Origin of the sequence: Streptomyces sp. NPDC006510, assembly GCF_040611955.1 — a bacterium.
In the GTDB taxonomy this organism is placed as follows: Bacteria; Actinomycetota; Actinomycetes; order Streptomycetales; family Streptomycetaceae; genus Streptomyces.
Genome location: NZ_JBEXPH010000030.1, coordinates 1 through 15,281, shown reverse-complemented (window position 1 = coordinate 15,281; position 15,281 = coordinate 1). Strand labels below are relative to the sequence as shown.

The 15,281-nt window shown below is 68.5% G+C and carries 16 protein-coding genes and 3 pseudogenes; 10 read left to right on the top strand and 9 right to left on the bottom strand.

The window, feature by feature from the left end:
• Position 1: 1 nt before the first annotated feature.
• From ABZY11_RS12595 to ABZY11_RS12580, 4 genes are read right to left on the bottom strand one after another with little or no spacing between them, the layout of a single operon-like run.
• Positions 2-1,150 (bottom strand): XdhC family protein, encoded by a 1,149-nt coding sequence (locus ABZY11_RS12595; protein ID WP_356479115.1) that lies wholly within the window; start codon positions 1,148-1,150, stop codon positions 2-4.
• Positions 1,143-3,305, bottom strand: a complete 2,163-nt coding sequence (locus ABZY11_RS12590) for a xanthine dehydrogenase family protein molybdopterin-binding subunit (RefSeq protein WP_356479114.1) — start codon at positions 3,303-3,305, stop codon at positions 1,143-1,145. Before ABZY11_RS12590 ends, ABZY11_RS12595 begins: the two co-directional genes overlap by 8 nt.
• A complete protein-coding gene (locus ABZY11_RS12585; RefSeq protein WP_356479113.1) occupies positions 3,302-4,294 on the bottom strand; it encodes a xanthine dehydrogenase family protein subunit M in 993 nt (330 codons plus the stop codon). Before ABZY11_RS12585 ends, ABZY11_RS12590 begins: the two co-directional genes overlap by 4 nt.
• Complete coding sequence (locus ABZY11_RS12580; protein WP_356479112.1) at positions 4,291-4,848, bottom strand: 2Fe-2S iron-sulfur cluster-binding protein; 558 nt, start codon at positions 4,846-4,848, stop codon at positions 4,291-4,293. The genes ABZY11_RS12585 and ABZY11_RS12580 overlap by 4 nt, the downstream gene beginning before the upstream one ends.
• 247 nt (positions 4,849-5,095) lie before the next feature.
• Here ABZY11_RS12580 and ABZY11_RS12575 point away from each other — a divergent pair, with 247 nt between their 5' ends.
• The 6 genes from ABZY11_RS12575 (at position 5,096) to ABZY11_RS12550 (ending at position 9,581) form a co-directional block, all read left to right on the top strand.
• Complete coding sequence (locus tag ABZY11_RS12575; RefSeq protein ID WP_356479111.1) at positions 5,096-5,707, top strand: TetR/AcrR family transcriptional regulator; 612 nt, start codon at positions 5,096-5,098, stop codon at positions 5,705-5,707.
• A 218-nt stretch (positions 5,708-5,925) separates the two neighbouring features.
• Entirely contained in the window at positions 5,926-6,141 is a 216-nt protein-coding gene (locus ABZY11_RS12570) for a hypothetical protein (RefSeq protein ID WP_356479110.1), read from the top strand.
• Positions 6,107-6,541, top strand: a complete 435-nt coding sequence (locus ABZY11_RS12565; RefSeq protein ID WP_356479109.1) for a GrpB family protein — start codon at positions 6,107-6,109, stop codon at positions 6,539-6,541. The genes ABZY11_RS12570 and ABZY11_RS12565 overlap by 35 nt, the downstream gene beginning before the upstream one ends.
• Positions 6,542-6,624: 83 nt before the next feature.
• Positions 6,625-7,566, top strand: coding sequence for an aminoglycoside phosphotransferase family protein (locus ABZY11_RS12560; RefSeq protein WP_356479108.1), 942 nt, complete (start codon positions 6,625-6,627; stop codon positions 7,564-7,566).
• 135 nt (positions 7,567-7,701) lie between these two features.
• Entirely contained in the window at positions 7,702-9,078 is a 1,377-nt protein-coding gene (locus ABZY11_RS12555; protein ID WP_356479107.1) for an SMI1/KNR4 family protein, read from the top strand.
• A gap of 131 nt (positions 9,079-9,209) precedes the next feature.
• Positions 9,210-9,581: a hypothetical protein gene (locus ABZY11_RS12550; protein WP_356479106.1), complete on the top strand. Its 372-nt coding sequence runs from the start codon at positions 9,210-9,212 to the stop codon at positions 9,579-9,581.
• Positions 9,582-9,792: 211 nt separating this feature from the next.
• On the opposite strand, the pseudogene ABZY11_RS12545 reads toward ABZY11_RS12550, so the two are convergent.
• Positions 9,793-10,167, bottom strand: a pseudogene (locus ABZY11_RS12545) (MFS transporter); the annotation flags it as partial.
• 99 nt (positions 10,168-10,266) lie between these two features.
• On the opposite strand from ABZY11_RS12545, the gene ABZY11_RS12540 reads away from it, so the two are divergent.
• Both ABZY11_RS12540 and ABZY11_RS12535 read left to right on the top strand, forming a co-directional pair.
• Positions 10,267-10,800 (top strand): hypothetical protein, encoded by a 534-nt coding sequence (locus ABZY11_RS12540; RefSeq protein ID WP_356479105.1) that lies wholly within the window; start codon positions 10,267-10,269, stop codon positions 10,798-10,800.
• Between the two features lie 631 nt (positions 10,801-11,431).
• Complete coding sequence (locus ABZY11_RS12535; protein ID WP_356479154.1) at positions 11,432-11,773, top strand: DUF5713 family protein; 342 nt, start codon at positions 11,432-11,434, stop codon at positions 11,771-11,773.
• A gap of 179 nt (positions 11,774-11,952) precedes the next feature.
• On the opposite strand, the gene ABZY11_RS12530 is transcribed toward ABZY11_RS12535, so the two are convergent.
• The 3 genes and pseudogenes from ABZY11_RS12530 to ABZY11_RS12520 form a co-directional block, all read right to left on the bottom strand.
• Positions 11,953-12,396, bottom strand: a complete 444-nt coding sequence (locus ABZY11_RS12530) for an HIT family protein (RefSeq protein WP_356479104.1) — start codon at positions 12,394-12,396, stop codon at positions 11,953-11,955.
• Between the two features lie 95 nt (positions 12,397-12,491).
• Positions 12,492-12,773, bottom strand: a complete 282-nt coding sequence (locus tag ABZY11_RS12525; RefSeq protein WP_356479158.1) for a hypothetical protein — start codon at positions 12,771-12,773, stop codon at positions 12,492-12,494.
• A 65-nt stretch (positions 12,774-12,838) separates the two neighbouring features.
• Positions 12,839-13,131, bottom strand: a pseudogene (locus tag ABZY11_RS12520) (hypothetical protein); the annotation flags it as partial.
• A gap of 358 nt (positions 13,132-13,489) precedes the next feature.
• On the opposite strand from ABZY11_RS12520, the gene ABZY11_RS12515 reads away from it, so the two are divergent.
• Positions 13,490-14,062: a class I SAM-dependent methyltransferase gene (locus ABZY11_RS12515; RefSeq protein WP_356479103.1), complete on the top strand. Its 573-nt coding sequence runs from the start codon at positions 13,490-13,492 to the stop codon at positions 14,060-14,062.
• A gap of 329 nt (positions 14,063-14,391) precedes the next feature.
• Positions 14,392-15,033 carry a DUF5701 family protein gene (locus ABZY11_RS12510; RefSeq protein ID WP_356479102.1) on the top strand — a complete coding sequence of 214 codons (642 nt, stop codon included), beginning with the start codon at positions 14,392-14,394 and terminating at the stop codon, positions 15,031-15,033.
• Positions 15,034-15,185: 152 nt separating this feature from the next.
• Here ABZY11_RS12510 and ABZY11_RS12505 read toward each other — a convergent pair.
• Positions 15,186-15,281, bottom strand: a pseudogene (locus ABZY11_RS12505) (IS630 family transposase); the annotation flags it as partial.

Genomic DNA, 15,281 nt, shown 5'->3' with positions numbered 1-15,281 from the left:
GTCACGCCGCCGCCCGGGAGGTGTCCTCGCCTGACTCCCTCCCGTTCACGTCATGGTGGATGGGTGTCCCCGAACCGGTCAGTGGAACACCCGTTCCGCCCCGGCGCGCCGCGACGATCTCCGCGGCGATCGACAGGGCGGTCTCCTCGGGGGTGCGGGCGCCGAGGTCGAGCCCGATGGGGGAGTGCAGGCGGGCCAACTCGCTTTCGGTGACGCCGACTTCGCGCAGGCGGCGGTTGCGGTCGTCGTGGGTGCGGCGCGAGCCCATCGCGCCGACGAACGCGACCGGCAGCCGCAGGGCCGTCTCCAGCAGCGGAACGTCGAACTTGGCGTCATGGGTGAGCACGCACAGGACGGTTCGTTCGTCGGTCGCGGTGCGCCGGAGGTAGCGGTGCGGCCAGTCGACCACGAGGTCGTCGGCCTCGGGGAAGCGGATACGCGTGGCGAAGACCGGCCGGGCGTCGCACACGGTCACGTGGTAGCCGAGGAACTTGCCCGCCCGGACCAGCGCCGTCGCGAAGTCCACGGCGCCGAAGACGATCAGCCGGGGCGGCGGCACCCTCGACTCCACGAAGAGCGTCACCCCGCCCGGACAGTGCGACCCGTCCTCCGCGATCTCGACGGTGCCGGTACGGCCGGTGTCCAGCATCGCGCGAGCCCCCGCCACCGCCGTTCCGTCCAGTTCCGGCTGTCCGTCGAGGCTGCCCTCGTACGAACCGTCGCGGTGGACGAGCAGCGCCCGGCCGAGCAGCTCCACCGGGCCCCGGACCACCCGGGCGAGCGACGCCGCCTCCCCTCGGCCCGCAGCCGACACCGCTGCCCGGAACACCGGCGCGTCCGTGCGCACCGGTGCGACCAGGACTTCGATGACACCGCCGCAGGTGAGTCCCACCGCGAAGGCGTCCTCGTCGTCGTATCCGAACCGTTCGCGCACCGTCCGCCCGTCCTGGAGCGCCTGGACGCACAGGTCGTACACCGCGCCCTCCACGCAGCCGCCGGAGACGGAACCGATGGCGGTGCCGTCACGGTCGACGGCCAGGGCGGCGCCGGGACCGCGCGGCGCGCTGCCGCTGACGGCCACGACGGTGGCGACGGCGAAGTCCCGGCCCTCCTCGAACCACTGGTCCAGCTCCTCGGCGATGTCAAGCACTCAGGGCTCCTCCCGCCGCCGGGCGCCGGGCCTCGTCCGCCGCACGCAGGACGCGGTCCGGACGGATCGGCAGGTTCCGGTGGCGTACGCCGGTCGCGTGCCACACCGCGTTGGCGATCGCGGCCGCTACGCCCACGATCCCGATCTCGCCGATGCCCTTGATCCCGACCGGATCGCCCGGGACGGGGTCGTCCACCCAGTCGGCCTCGATGAGCGGCACGTCGGCGTGCGCGGCGACGTGATAGCCGGCGAGGTCGGCGCCGACATGGCCGCCCGAGGCCCGGTCCCTGATCGCCTCCTCGTGGAGCGCCATGGACAGCCCCCAGACCATCCCGCCGATGAACTGGCTGCGGGCGGTGAGCGGATTGACGATCGTGCCCGCGGCATAGATGCCGAGCAGCCGTCGCACACGTACTTCACCCGTGTCCACATCCACCGCGACCTCGGCGAACTGTGCTCCGAAGGAGTGGCGTTCCTTCTTCGCGAGAGCGCCGATGGCCTCGGCCGTGTTCGACCGAGCGGTGATCCCCTCCGGCGGGATACCTCCGCCCAGGGCGAGCCGTTCCCGCAGTTCGTCCGCGGCGACTGTCACGGCCCACGCCCAGGAGCGCGTTCCCATGGAGCCGCCGGCGATCATCGCCGGGCCGAGGTCGCTGTCCGCGATGCGTACCTGGACGCGGTCCGGGTCGACCGCCAGCGTGTCCGCGGCGACCAGGGCCATCGCGGTCCGCGCCCCGGTTCCGACGTCCGCCGCGTTGATCCGAACGGTGAAGGTTCCGTCCGCCTCCGCGGTCACGGCCGCGGTGGACGGCCCGACCCCAGAGGGATAGGTGGCCGCCGCCGTTCCGGTCCCGATCAGCCAGCGCCCCTCCCGGCGCAGTCCGGGACGAGGATCACGGTCCGCCCAGCCGAACCTGCGGGCGCCCTCCTCGAAGCAGGCCAGCACATTGCGGCTGCTGAACGGCAGCCCGGACACCGGGCCCGTCTCGGGTTCGTTGCGAGCGCGCAGCGCGATCGGGTCGATGCCACACTTCTCGGCCAGCTCGTCGAGGGCCGATTCGAGGGCGAAGGACCCCGGCGCCTCGCCCGGCGCGCGCATCCACGTCGGGGTCGGCACATCGAGCCGAACGAGCCGGTGAACGGTGTGATGCGCGTCGGCGTCGTACATCACGCGCCCCAGCACGGCGCTCGACTCGACGAATTCGTGCACGGTCGACGTGAGACTCTGCGCCTGGTGGTCGAAGGCACGCAGCCGGCCGTCGGCGTCGGCACCGAGCCTGATCCGCTGCGCCGTGGGGCTGCGGAATCCGATGAGCGAGAACATCTGACGGCGGGTCAGCACAACACGGACCGGTCGGTGGAGGACGGTCGTGGCCATCACGGCCGCCACTTGATGCGGGCTCAGCCCCTTCGACCCGAAGGCACCCCCGACGTGTTCGGAACGTACCCGAACGGCGGCCGGATCGAGGGAGAAGAGCTGCGCCAGCTCGCTCGCCACCCAGCTGCTGCCCTGGTTGGAGTCGATGACGTCGAGTCGGCCGCCGTCCCAGCGGGCCGTCGCCGCATGCGGCTCCATCGGATTGTGGTACTCCTCCGGAGTGGTGTACTCCGCGTCCACGACGAAGGCGGAGGCGTCGAGTTGAGCCTCCACGTCCCCCTTCTCCGTCTCGGCCTGGACCATCGGGGTGTTCTCCGGCGTGTAGGCGTCCGAACGGCCGGAGTGGAACGCGACATCGTGCGGTTCCTCGTCGTACCGGACCACCAGTGCCTCGGCGGCCTCCCTGGCCTGCTCGGAGGTCTCGGCCACCACCAGCGCCACAGGCCAGCCCGCGAAGGGCACTCGATCGTGCTGGAAGATACCGACGATCGGGTTCGGCCGCCCCAGCATGCCCACGTACTCGGTGTCGACGCGCGGTGCGTTTCCGTGGTGCAGCACCGTGAGAACGCCGGGCATGGCCAGGACGGGGCCATCCTCCACGGAGCGGATCCGGCCACGGGCCGCGGTCGACAACACCAGCCAACCGTGGGTGAGTTCGGTGAAGGGAACCTCTCCGGCGTAGCGGGCCGCACCGGTGACCTTGTCACGGCCCTCCAGCCGGGTGCGGGCGGAGCCGACGGCTCCGGTCACGGCGGCGCCCCCGGTCGTCGTGGTCATCGGGAGACCTCCTCGGTGAGTCCGGTCAGCTCGGCCACGATGAGGTTGCGCATCAGCGTCACCTTGTATCCGTTGTCGGGAAGGGCCTTGGCGGCCGCCAGTTCGGCATCGGCCGCGGCGGCGAACGCCTCCGCGCTCGCCGGTCCGCCGATCAGCGCCTGCTCGGCCGTCCGCGCTCGCCAGGGCCTCGACGCGACGGCCCCGAGCGCGAGACGGACTTCGCGTACGACACCGTCCTGGACGTCGAGCGCGGCGGCGGTCGAGCCGATCGCGAAGGCGAACGAGGCGCGCTCACGCACCTTCCGGTACCGCGAGCCGGCGGCCACCGGGGCGGCCGGCAGCGTGACCCCGGTGATCAGCGCGCCAGGCGGAAGAGCGGTTTCGATGTGTGGCGTGTCGCCCACGGCAGGATAGAGCCCGTCGATCGGCAACTCGCCCGGCCCGTCCGCCGTTTCGTACGAGATGACGGCGTCGAACGCGGCGAGCGCGACCGCCATGTCCGACGGATGGGTGGCGATGCAGTGCTCGGAGGCGCCGAGGATCGCGTGGTTGTGGTGCTCGCCGTCGACGGCAGGGCAACCACTGCCGGGGGCACGCTTGTTGCACGGTCTGCTGATGTCGGTGAAGTAGCCGCAACGGGTCCGCTGGAGCAGATTCCCGCCGACCGTGGCCATGTTGCGCAGCTGCCCGGAGGCGCCGGCGAGCACGGCCTGCGCCAACGCCGGGTAGTGACGCCGTACGTCGGGGTGAGCCGCGAGATCGCTGTTGGTGACGGTCGCACCGATGCGCAATCCGCCGTCATGGGTTAACTCGACACTGTCGAGCGGGAGTTCTCGCACGTCGACAAGCAGTGCCGGCCTTTCCACGCCGGCCTTCATCAAGTCGACGAGGTTGGTGCCGCCGCCGAGGAAGCGGGCATCGGGATCGGAACCGAGCAGGGCGACCGCTCCGGAAACGTCGAAGGCTCGTTCGTATCCGAATTCCCTCATGCCACTGTCTCCTTGCCCTGGGCCCCGGCTGCTTCCGCCGCTCGCGCGACTGCCTGCACGATCGACACATAGGCGCCGCAGCGGCACAGATTGCCGCTCATGCGCTCGCGGATCTCTTCGGCGCTGAGCCCGGGCACCCCCGCTTCGGGCCGGACGTCGCCGGTCACCGCGCTCGGCCAGCCCGCCGCGTGCTCCTCGATCACCGCGATGGCGGAACAGATCTGCCCGGGTGTGCAGTAGCCGCACTGATAGCCGTCGAGGTCGAGAAAGGCCTGCTGCACCGGATGGAGCCGTTCGCCATCGGCCACGCCCTCGATGGTGGTGATCGCGCGCCCCTCGGCCGCGACCGCGAGCTGGAGGCAGGACACAGCCCGACGCCCATCGAGCAGCACCGTGCAGGCGCCGCATTGCCCCTGGTCACAGCCCTTCTTGGAGCCGGTCAGATCGAGATGCTCGCGCAGGGCGTCGAGCAGGGTGGTGCGATGGTCGACGGGCAGTGTGTACTTCTCGCCATTGATGTTCAGGGTGATGGCACTGGACGTCGATGGGGTCATGATCAGCCTTCTTTCGCATTGCTGATTGCTGATGCGCGTCTAACAAGACGATCCCGCTGGGCATTCCGGGAGGGAGAGGGCGATAAGGATGAATGAACCGTTGATGGTGGGCACAGGTCGGCCACACCGGCCGGATCTGCCGCTATGGTGAAGCCAAGCGGACAGCTGTCCGCTTTTCGTCGAACCTAGCGGACAGCTGTCCGCTCAGCAAGGGCGAACTTGGCTGCGCCTTCCGGGAGGAGGACGAGTGCGGGGCGAGAAGAGCGCGACGCTGCGCCCGGACGCGCAACGGAACCGTGAGCGCATCCTGGAAGTCGCACTGGCGGAGCTGACGCGGGCGGCTGACGCCCCGTTGAGTACCATCGCGAAGAAGGCGGGCGTCGGGCAGGGGACGTTCTACCGCAACTTCCCCAACCGCGAGGCACTTGTCCTGGAGGTCTACCGCTACGAGATGCAGCAGGTCGCCGACACTGCGGCCCAGCTCCTCCGGACTCGCGCACCCGACCGGGCCCTCAGGGAGTGGATGGACCGTCTTGCCCAGTACGCCATGGCCAAGGCCGGCCTGGCCGACGCTTTGCGCAAGTCCACCAGCAAGTACGGCAGCCTGGCGCAACTCGGGCACGGCCCGGTCACTCAGGCGGTCACAATGCTGCTGAACGCCAACGAGAAGGCCGGCGCCATCCGCCCGGGTCTCACCCCCGACGACTTCGTGCTCGCCATCGCCGGGCTCTGGCAGCTCGACCCGCACAGCGACTGGCAGCCGCGAGCGACGCGCCTCCTGGACCTTGTGATGGACGGCCTGCGGGCGGGGGCGACTGGAGCGCGAGGGCTCGCGGCGGATGAGGCCGAGGCGGACTGACTTACGGCCGACGGCAGTTGGGCGGTCGGGGTATGTGCCGCGCCTTGGTTGAGAAGGCGGAGAGAGCTGAGAAGGCTCAAGAGCTCGGAGGGCGCATCCGGCCAGGAGATTGAGGCGAGTTCGGCCTCAGTGTCTGTCAGATGCGGTGCGATCCGGTCGTGGGCGAACTGCTCCCTGTGCGGCAGCCTGATTCCGGTTGTTCAGCGTCCAGGAGGCTCGTGAGCGTTCAGACTGGAGGCATGCCGTTTGCCGATGAGGCGGCCGCGGTGGCCGTGCTGGAGTACCAGTCGCAGTGGCCGGTGGATTTCGAGCGGCTGGCCGGGGAGTTGCACAAGGCCCTGGGGAGTCATGCGCGCGCGATCGACCACAGCGGTGCCGGGCCTGACGGCCAAGGACTGCGTGGACATCCAGGTGCGCGTCGATGCGATCCATGAAGCCCGGCAGATCGGGCTCCTTGCCGCGATCGGTTTCCGTTGCCGGCCCGAGCCGTGGAACCGAGCGGAGATTTCCGGCGGGCAGGAGTGCCGCAAGCTGGTGTTCGCCCCGCCGGCGGGCGCACGAAGGTGCAATGTCCACCTGCGTGAGGAAGGCGGCCCGAACTGCCGTTTCGCTCTCTTGTTCCGCGGCTGCCTGCGTGCCGATGAAGCCGCCCGTCGGGAATGGGGCGCGTTCAAACGACGGCTGGCCCACAGCGCGCCTGACCTGCTGCGCTACGGGCAGATCAAGGCCCCGGCCACTGGGATCCTGATGATCGCGGCCGAACGCTGGGCGGCGGCAACGGGCCGGCAGCCACCACCGGGGCGTATCGCAGGATGCGAGTCTTCCGCGAGGTGAGCGGAGCTCGGAGGCGCCTGTGCCGGGACGAGAGAGGTGCCACCGGTCCGGTTTGACACTCGGCTGGTGCGTAGGGTGCGGGAATGATTGACGTACCAGAGGGGTTCGCGAGGAGCACGATCGAGCGCGAGGGTGAGCCCGGAGCGGCCTGGCTCGTCGAACTGCCCGGGGTTGTGGAAGAGCTGTTGGGGCGCTGGGGATGCGTGCCGGACGGCGAAATCATGCATGGGGGCGTCGGGGTCATTGTTCCGGTGCGACGGCCGGCAGAGGGAGCGGCCGTGGTGAAGGTGTCCTTTCCCCATCCTGGCAACGTCCACGAGCCGGACGCGTTTGCGGCCTGGGGCGGACGCGGAGCCGTGCTGCTGCACGAGCGTGACGACGAGCACTTCGCGATGCTGCTGGAGCGGGCCCGGGCGTCGACCCTGGCGGAGATCGAAGAGGGCGATGAGGTGGTGGCGACAGCAGGGCGCATCAGTCATCGGCTGGCGATCCCCGCGCCGCCAGAACTACCCCGGCTCCGGGAGCAGGCCGACGCCTGGGAATCCCAACTCCGCAGGGACACCGAGGAGCTGACGCATACGTTGTCCCGGTACGCGGTGGACGCGGCCGTGGCGACCGTCCAGGAGCTGGGCCGTGATCAGCCGGACACCCTTATCCACGGCGACCTGCATGCCGGCAACATCCTGCGCGCCGACCGTGAGCCGTGGCTGGCCGTCGACCCCAAGGGGTACGTGGGAGACCCCGCATACGACGCCGGAATTCTGCTCAGGTCGCGGGCGCTGACGCTCCTCGCAGCGGGCGACCTGCGGACGGCGATGGACCGAGCCCTGTACGTCTTCGCCGACGCCGCCGAAGTCGATCGCGAACGCGCCCGGCGTTGGGCGCAGTTCCATGCAGTCCAGTCTGCGTTCTGGGGCCGCCGCCACGGATTTCGCCGGGCGCGGGGAGGGGCGCGACTGGACTGGCTCACGCAATTCGTCGACTCTCTGGCGGAGTTGCTCGTTGATCGCGCTCGGAGCTCCTGACGGAACGACCTGGAAGGTGGTCGGGATCGGATCACCTCCGTGACTGGTGATTCGGGCGGCGCGGGCGGCTCGGGCGGGGCCGTGGCCATCCGTGATAATCACCTTCACCCACCATGTCTACGGCCGGAGGCACCCATGCCCTTGATAGATGATTTCGCGACCTGGAAACCGTTGCTGAGGCTTCTGCGGGCCGGAAACGCGGAGCGTCTCGCCGGCTCGGGCGGTCACGTGGCGGGACAGATAGGCGCGTATGGGTGGAGCATTCCCCAGGAGCGAGGGTTCCCGCCGCCCGGACGATCGGTCAGGGCCGAGGACATGCAGGACGAGTTCAATGCGGTGAAGCGGGTGCAGCGCGCCCTCGCGGGCACCGGCGCCGACAGCATTTCGTTCACGGCGGAGATCGAGCCGACCGGGAAGTCCGTGCTCCACCTGCTCAGTCCCAGCCCCGCCGCGGAGCCCGGGATCGGCAACCCGTACCCGGGTTCGCTCATCCTGGTCGAGGGCTCCGTCCCCGAGCCCTGGCGCCGCCTTCCCGACCCTGTGCCGGACGCGATGCCGGCCCCGTCCGCGGATCCGGCGTTGCTGGAGCGGACGCTCCGCACACGCATCCCCGATGCCGTCGGCGCCACCGAGGAAGAGATCGCCGCCGCGGAAGCGCGCCTCGGCGTCGACCTGCCCGACGAGCTCAAGGTGCTCTACCGGGTGACGCGGTCGAGGTGGGAGGACTGGGGCGACGACTACGAGGCACCGGCGCGAGTGTCCCGAGCGGTCGGCTGCGAGCTCTTCTCCCTGGACGACCTGTACATTGCCGACGCGTCGTCCCGTCCGTGCCCCTGGCGGTTCGGGGCAATGGCGGCGGTCGCCACCCCACCCGACGCCCCGGTGCAGGGGCTGGTCGGCTCACCCGGCTGGATCGTCTTCGGCGACAGCGGCGGCGGCGACCGGATCGCGGTCGATCTGACACCGGGCCCACGCGGACATGCGGGCCAGATCATCATCATCGACCATGAGCAGTACATCGGCGCCGAACTGCTCGCCGACTCCCTTACAGATCTGGTCTTGAACCGGCGCAACGAATGGCACGGCGACCCTCACCAGGACCAGCCCGTCGCCCACGTGAACATCCGGAGCCTGCGAAGCATCCAGGCCGCTGCCCACCCCGGGCTGGAGGTTCTGTCCATCGGCTGGTGGGAGGACGAGCCGCTGAGCCTTGCCCCCATAACCGGGCTGCCCCGCCTGCGGACGCTCACCGCGTACCCCGGAACGCTCGCCGATCCACTGGAGATCGCCAAGCTGACCGGACTGGAGTTCCTTGAGCTCGGGCCGGAGGAGTGGCGTGTCCTGCTCGACGCCGGGGCCGTCCCGCGCAGTCTGTCGGCGGCCGCCATCAAGGTGCACGGCAGTCCGCATCCGCTCCCGATCGTGGCGATCGCCAACGAAGTCCTCGCCCTCTGGGACCGCCCCCTGATCACCCGGACCGTCCTCGAAGGCCACCTCGATCCCGTTCCGTAGCCAATGGCCGGAAGTCGATCGACCCTCCACAGGTCGCGGGTGGAGCATGCAGGCACCTGCGCCGAGGATGCCTTGCCCATGCGTGTCGCAGGGGTGGCGACAGGCCGGGCACAGGAACGACAATCCTGGGCATGACCATGCGACGCAACGGCGGTAACGCCGCCGACGACAACGCCGGTTGGACCATGGACAAGCTGCGCGACGGCACCCTCATCCGTACGAGAGTGCACCCGGAGCACATCGGCGAGATCTCCGACCACCACCGGACCATCCTCACCGAGGAGGCGCGTGGCCGGGGGATGACACTGCTTGAGTACGTCGGCTGGGTGGGCAGGATGCCCAAGTCCGAGCTGCACGTGTACCGCGACCAGGTCCGCTCGGGCAGCGGCGGGCCGCGCCTGGCCGCGGTGTATGACGCGTGGTTGTCGGCGCGGATGGCGGTGACGGAGACGCAGTCCCTGCAGCGGGGCTGGGGGCCCGGTGAACCGGACAGGTGGATCTGAACAAGGTGCGCGGTGAGCTCCCGGTCCCGCTGAACCGAGGCCTTTCGCAGCTGTCATGATCTGATCTCATGGACGAGACGATCGAAATTCTGAGGCGGGAGTTCAACGCGGAGGAGGGCAGCTTCCTCCTCCAGCTGCGTGGCATGCAGTGGGACCGGGCCGCCTTCACTCGTCTCGAACAGGCCATGCGAGCAGCATGCGTGCGGTTCGAGACGAAGGCGAGCGTCGCGACCAGTGCGACGGCCAGCAGCACGGCGACGCCGGAGAACGGGCCGCGCCAGCTGATGCCGCCCAACTCGCCGCCCAGCAGCGGGCCGACGGCGATGTCGAGGCCGAGCGCGGTCTCGTACAGGATGATCGCCCCGCCGAACCCGCCACTCGCGGAGGCGACGATGACGGCGAGGGAGGTCGCGATGAACAGTGCGTTGCCCAGACCCCGGCCGGCACGGAAGCCGACGATGCCGTTGATGGAGTTGGTGGAGCCGGCGAGAGCGGCGAAGACGACGATGACCGCCAGGCCCATGACGAGAGTGCGTGTGGCGCCGAGGTGACTGGAGACCCAGCCGATGAACAGCATGGCGACGGCGGCGCGTGGGGTGGCGGGGCGTCCCCTGACGGCGGGGTGCCGCGGCGACTTGGGTAACTTTAGTTGCGTGATCTATTTTTGGTAACTAAAGTTACCCACATGACGCTGCCTGAGATCACTACTGCGGAACAGACAGCCCTCGACACGGCTCTTCTGGACGCTCTCAATCCACTTGCCTCGGCCATGCGCGCCCGAGCGACCGGACTTCCTGAAGAGCGCATGTGGGATGCCGACCCCATCGACGTGACTCTGTCGATCCTCACCACCTGGAAGGTGGTGGACGCGGAGGTCAAACGGCTGACGGCAATCGCGGCCAGGACCGCCGGCTCCTACGGCGCGAGCTACGAGCAGTTGGGTACTGCTTGGGGTATCACCCGACAGGGCGCCCGCAAGAAGTGGCCCGAAGCCATCGACAGGTCGGCCTCCGCGGAAGCGGATTCGAGCCTCGTCGAACTGTGCGGTGGCAGCGCCGTATTGACCCGTGATCAGTCGTCGGGCGGCTGGCGGTGGGTCGGAGAGGGAGCCGATGGAACGCGCGATGAGGCCGACAGCACGTCGTACTACGCCACGAAGGCAGAGGCCGCCGCCCACGCAGGAGCTTTCCTCAAGGAGCACGCCACCGAGCGGAGCTAGGGTCCTTCGTCCGGACCGGGCTGGAGCAGGGAGCGGCCACGATGAACACGGTGCCCGCTCCGAGCGACGCTGCGAAGGTCGCTGGGGGCGTGGCCGGGGTTGAACGTTTGAGCGTTGGACCGTGTGCCTCCGGCGGTCGGCAATCGGATGGGGTGCCCGTCGTCAGGTCTGCCGGAAGACGAGGACTCGCCGGACCGTAGGCCATGATGACGCGGGCAACGAAGGAACGTACCGCGTGGGGGCTGTCAGTGGTGGGGCCCCGTACGAGGAGGGGGAGACGCTCACCTGCGAGCCGGCCGAAACGCGGTTGTTGCCCTGCTGGAACGGTTCCGCCCGGTCCTTCGGCGGGCCGGGGTCAGTGCGGTGGGAGGTCCAGGCGCCGAGCGGGCAGGGAGAGAAAGCCACTGCCGACGGCCGACCGTCCCGGCGCCGGAGTTCGACGCCGCAAGGCCACCGCCCGGCGAAGCCGCTACCAACGGCGGCTCACCGATGCAGCTCGCGCATGGATCACGAAGCAGCGCAGTGGAGGGTGCGGCGCGTGGTGAGAGTGCTGGTCCCGAGTCTGGCGCCGACCTTGTCAGTGGCGTGGTACATGATCGGGACGTTGGCACTTCGAAAGAGATGGGGCACCATGCCGATCACAAACCAGCACGTGAATGAGCACGCCTTTCTGCAGCAGCTGTACGCGGACCCATATTTTCCGGATCACGTCCTCGACAAGGGAAGGACGATTTTGCTGAAGCTCTGCGAACGGATCGAGGCAGAGCAGCCGGAGGATCTGTCGGCCCTGTACGTGCTCACGGAGGCGGCGACAGAGCAGTTCAACCTGCTGGAGGCCGAGTTCGAGGCAGCAGGGAGCGAGATCGAGACCGTTGCGCGAGAAGAGATAGGCGAGGACTTCTGGTTCGTGGCGTCGGCCTACGGATTCCCGGACGCAGATGCGGAGAAACTGATCGCCGCCAGGGATTGGTGAGGCACGAGCGATGGGTGGAGGGTCGAGGTGCTCGGCCTGGTAGATACGTGGCGGGCACCTGCGGCAGTCGGGTTTCCACGGGCTGGTGCCGACCCGGTCAGGGCAATCGCGGGGCCGCCCGCCCCCGAAGCCACTCCCGACAACTGACATTCGCCGCGTGTCCCGCCGCCCATCGGGCGTCAACCTTGCCTGGCGTCCAGGGCGGCGAGACCGCTACGGACAGCTGCAGATGTCTCGTCGAGCTGCTCTCGTTGATGAACGCGCCAGTCGGAATCAATGCGAAATGGATCCCCCGCGAAGCGGGGGATGACATGAAGGTGTACATGGAAAACCTCTTGGAACGCTGCTTCGCCATCCGCGAGGAGCAGGTTGACGCCCTCACACCGCAGGCCTGAACGGCGCAACGCCCGCCCGAGGCGGTGCGCCACCTTCCAGACCCGGACGCCGACGTCCTCCTGAAGATCCTCCAGCCCCACTGCGTGCGTCTTGGGAACTACCAACAGGTGGCCCGGGTTGACGGGCCGGAGATCCATGAACGCGATCACCGACTCATCTTCATGAACGATGCTGGCATCCGCCTGACCGCGCACTATCGCGCAGAAGATGCATCCGTCGCCTGCCACAAGCTGCCCCCTCAAGCTCCGAAGTTCCTTGTGCCGATCACACCACATCAAGGGAGTCGGGCCGGCGCGAGCGAATTCCCTCACGAAGGCCGTGGCTACCCGGGGTGGTCGGCGCTTCCCAGGCCGCCGCCGGTAGCAGTCCCCATGCGTGAGAGGTCGATACCCCCGACGATCTGCGGCGCGATAGTTCCCTCGCTCACCCGGGCTCGGTGACACGCGTCGTACGGCAGGTCGGTCGGGACCTGTTCGTGCTCGTACACGGCGTTCAGCACCCACATCGAGTCCGGCATCGGCGGCGGCATGAATCCGGTGAGCCCGTCATCGGCCAACTCCAGCAGCCAAAAGGCATCCGGCGCTCCGGTGCCGCTGGGGAGCATGCGTGCTGTCGGCAGCCACGGTCAGTACCACGTGGGCCACAGCGCCCACTGTCCTCGGGCCGGACGTCCATAGCCACCCGCAGCAGCTGGCTCGCCAGCAGCCCGATGACGGTCGCGCAGACCGCGCCCTCCGCCATCGCCGGGGACGGTGGTCCGGGTGAGCAGAACGGGCAGCCGCCGCAGCGCCCACCACACCACGGCGAGCAAGCAGCACATCGGTGTCCCGTTACAGGAGCCAGTCGCCGAGCAGCGCGCCCGCCGGGCTCGACCAGGCGCCGAGCAGCAGTCACTGGCGCAGGAGGTCGCCCGGTTCGACGAACAGCCCGCGGTTGAAGGAGACCGTCTGAAGGGCGGCGGCAGCGCTGTCAGGACAAGTCCTCCCACCAGTGCCGGAATCGCCGCGCGCCGGTACGTCACGTGCTGCCTCGATTTGACCGCTCATCCCGTGAATCCCCTGACCATGGAGATTGCGAGTGGCCGATCACATACGGATCACAGTCGTGCGTTGGCTTGCCGGCCCGATGCCGCTCTACGGGGTTGTGACGGTCCGTCGAAAATGCCCATCGTTAGGCGCAGCGCGTCGAAGCCGATGCAGTTGACGGTGGGGCGCGCAATGAACAGGTATGGGACCGGAGGGGTTCGCCGGGTCCGGACAGGCGGAACTTCATGCGGATGTCTCTGCCGGCGGATAGCGTCGTGTTCACAATGAAGGAGGCGTGATTATGGCAGAACGTGTGGTTCCGCCTCGTGTGGTGGCCGCAGAGCGTGTCGCCTCCGAGGCGGGATTCAAGAAGAGCTGCATCCCTGAAGTGGGCAGGCTGCTCAGGCTGGCCGCTGCCGCGAAGCCCCACGGAATCATTGCGGAGAGCGGCACAGGCTCGGGAGTGGGGACCGCCTGGCTGCACAGTGGCCTCGGCGCCGGGGCCCGCCTGGTCACCGTAGAGCGTGACGAGGAGCTGGCCCGTCGAGCGGCCGGTATCTTCGCGGACGACGAGCGCGTCAGCGTTCTCACTGGTGACTGGCGGCTGCTTGAGCAGCATGCCCCCTTCGACGTCTTCTTCTGCGACGGCGGGGGCAAGCGTGACGACCCGCAGGGGGTCGTCGAGCAACTCGCTCCCGGCGGCCTTCTCATCTTGGACGACTTCACCCCATCGCTCCAGTGGCCGCCTCGTTTCGAGGGTGAAGTGGATGAGCTCCGCCTGTTCTACCTCACTCATCCGGCTCTGGACGCCACTGAAGTACTCACAACTCCAGCAAGTTCTGTCGTTGTTGCGACACGTCGCCTCTAGCCACGAAGGCCGCAGGTTTCTTGTGCACGCCACGTGGGCCGGTCTGTCCCACCAGCGGATGCCCCTCACGTGCGGGTGAGGGCATGCTCACGCCGGTGACCTGCGAGGACATCGAGGTGGAGCGCAGTCCGACGAAACCCGGTTCCCGCCGGCCGAAGCCAGTAGCGTCATGCCTCAGCGAACATCTGAGCACCCGCACCGGAACCGCTCACTCAGCGGCAGGTTGGAAGGGGCTCATTGGCTGGGGAGATGAGGAACGATTCCGGCCTGCGCCGCGTTGTAGGCGGTCGAGTCCAACGTGTCCTGCTTCGACGTTCCCATGGAGTCGCATGTCAGTCGAATTGCACACTCTGCCTTCAATCACCGACCAAGCAGAGCGATTGATCGAACTCGGAGTGCATGAACTCGGGGGCTTTCGGCCCGACGAATTGCGTTCCATGGCCGCGGAGACCAGGGACAGCGCAGGCCTTCTTGTGGTCCGCGCGGACCGGGTTCCCGCGTCGGCCCTCGCGCCCCTGCTCCGACATCAGGGGAAGTCAGGGTTCGTTGTGGTGGACATGCCCGATATTGATCAGTTCTCACCCATCGAGCCCGTGAACGTACCCGACGAGCCGATCTACGTGGTGGAGGGTCTCGATCGAGGCGATCACATGTCGAACTGGAGCCCTCACGAGGCACTACCCGCCATTATTGAAGGGGGTCGCACTCCACTGCTTCTGGTGGAGGGTATTCACTGGGTGATCCAGCAGCCGGCGGCACTTGAACGGGGCCACTGCTTCATGACCATCGGGTCCCGCCTGCGGAAGGCCAACGGTGCGTTCGACGCACGAACACCCGCATTGTGGATCAGTAATGGGACCGGGCGGGACGGCCGGGACAATCGTAATGCGCCGAAGGTGGGCTGGTGTTGGGAGGGCAACCGGCACACGTGGCTGGGCTTCGCCTCGGCGACCACCCGAACCCTGACCTGATCCGTTGGCGCAGCAAACCGCCGCGGGATGAACAGGGGCAGCGTCGGACAGCCGCCCCGCTCGGTCACGAAGTTGATTTGCACAGGCGGTGCGGCGTTGGCCGTTCCCCAGCAGTACTCACTCCCGGGCACTTCCTTACTGACTTCGGCTGGTTAGGGTGACGTTGGGGTGTCGACGGCCAGGCCGGTGCCGGCTATGAAGCCGTCGAGGGTGTCGGGCCGGTACTGCAGGCGTTTGAGCCGGTTGCG

What these genes read in the sequence shown, in the direction of transcription:
- ABZY11_RS12590 (WP_356479114.1), bottom strand. Translation starts at nt 3,305, where the DNA reads ATGACCACGACGACCGGGGGCGCCGCCGTGACCGGAGCCGTCGGCTCC.
- ABZY11_RS12585 (WP_356479113.1), bottom strand. Translation starts at nt 4,294, where the DNA reads ATGAGGGAATTCGGATACGAACGAGCCTTCGACGTTTCCGGAGCGGTC.
- ABZY11_RS12580 (WP_356479112.1), bottom strand. Translation starts at nt 4,848, where the DNA reads ATGACCCCATCGACGTCCAGTGCCATCACCCTGAACATCAATGGCGAG.
- ABZY11_RS12560 (WP_356479108.1), top strand. Translation starts at nt 6,625, where the DNA reads ATGATTGACGTACCAGAGGGGTTCGCGAGGAGCACGATCGAGCGCGAG.
- ABZY11_RS12555 (WP_356479107.1), top strand. Translation starts at nt 7,702, where the DNA reads ATGCCCTTGATAGATGATTTCGCGACCTGGAAACCGTTGCTGAGGCTT.
- ABZY11_RS12550 (WP_356479106.1), top strand. Translation starts at nt 9,210, where the DNA reads ATGACCATGCGACGCAACGGCGGTAACGCCGCCGACGACAACGCCGGT.
- ABZY11_RS12540 (WP_356479105.1), top strand. Translation starts at nt 10,267, where the DNA reads ATGACGCTGCCTGAGATCACTACTGCGGAACAGACAGCCCTCGACACG.
- ABZY11_RS12535 (WP_356479154.1), top strand. Translation starts at nt 11,432, where the DNA reads ATGCCGATCACAAACCAGCACGTGAATGAGCACGCCTTTCTGCAGCAG.
- ABZY11_RS12525 (WP_356479158.1), bottom strand. Translation starts at nt 12,773, where the DNA reads ATGCTCCCCAGCGGCACCGGAGCGCCGGATGCCTTTTGGCTGCTGGAG.
- ABZY11_RS12510 (WP_356479102.1), top strand. Translation starts at nt 14,392, where the DNA reads ATGTCAGTCGAATTGCACACTCTGCCTTCAATCACCGACCAAGCAGAG.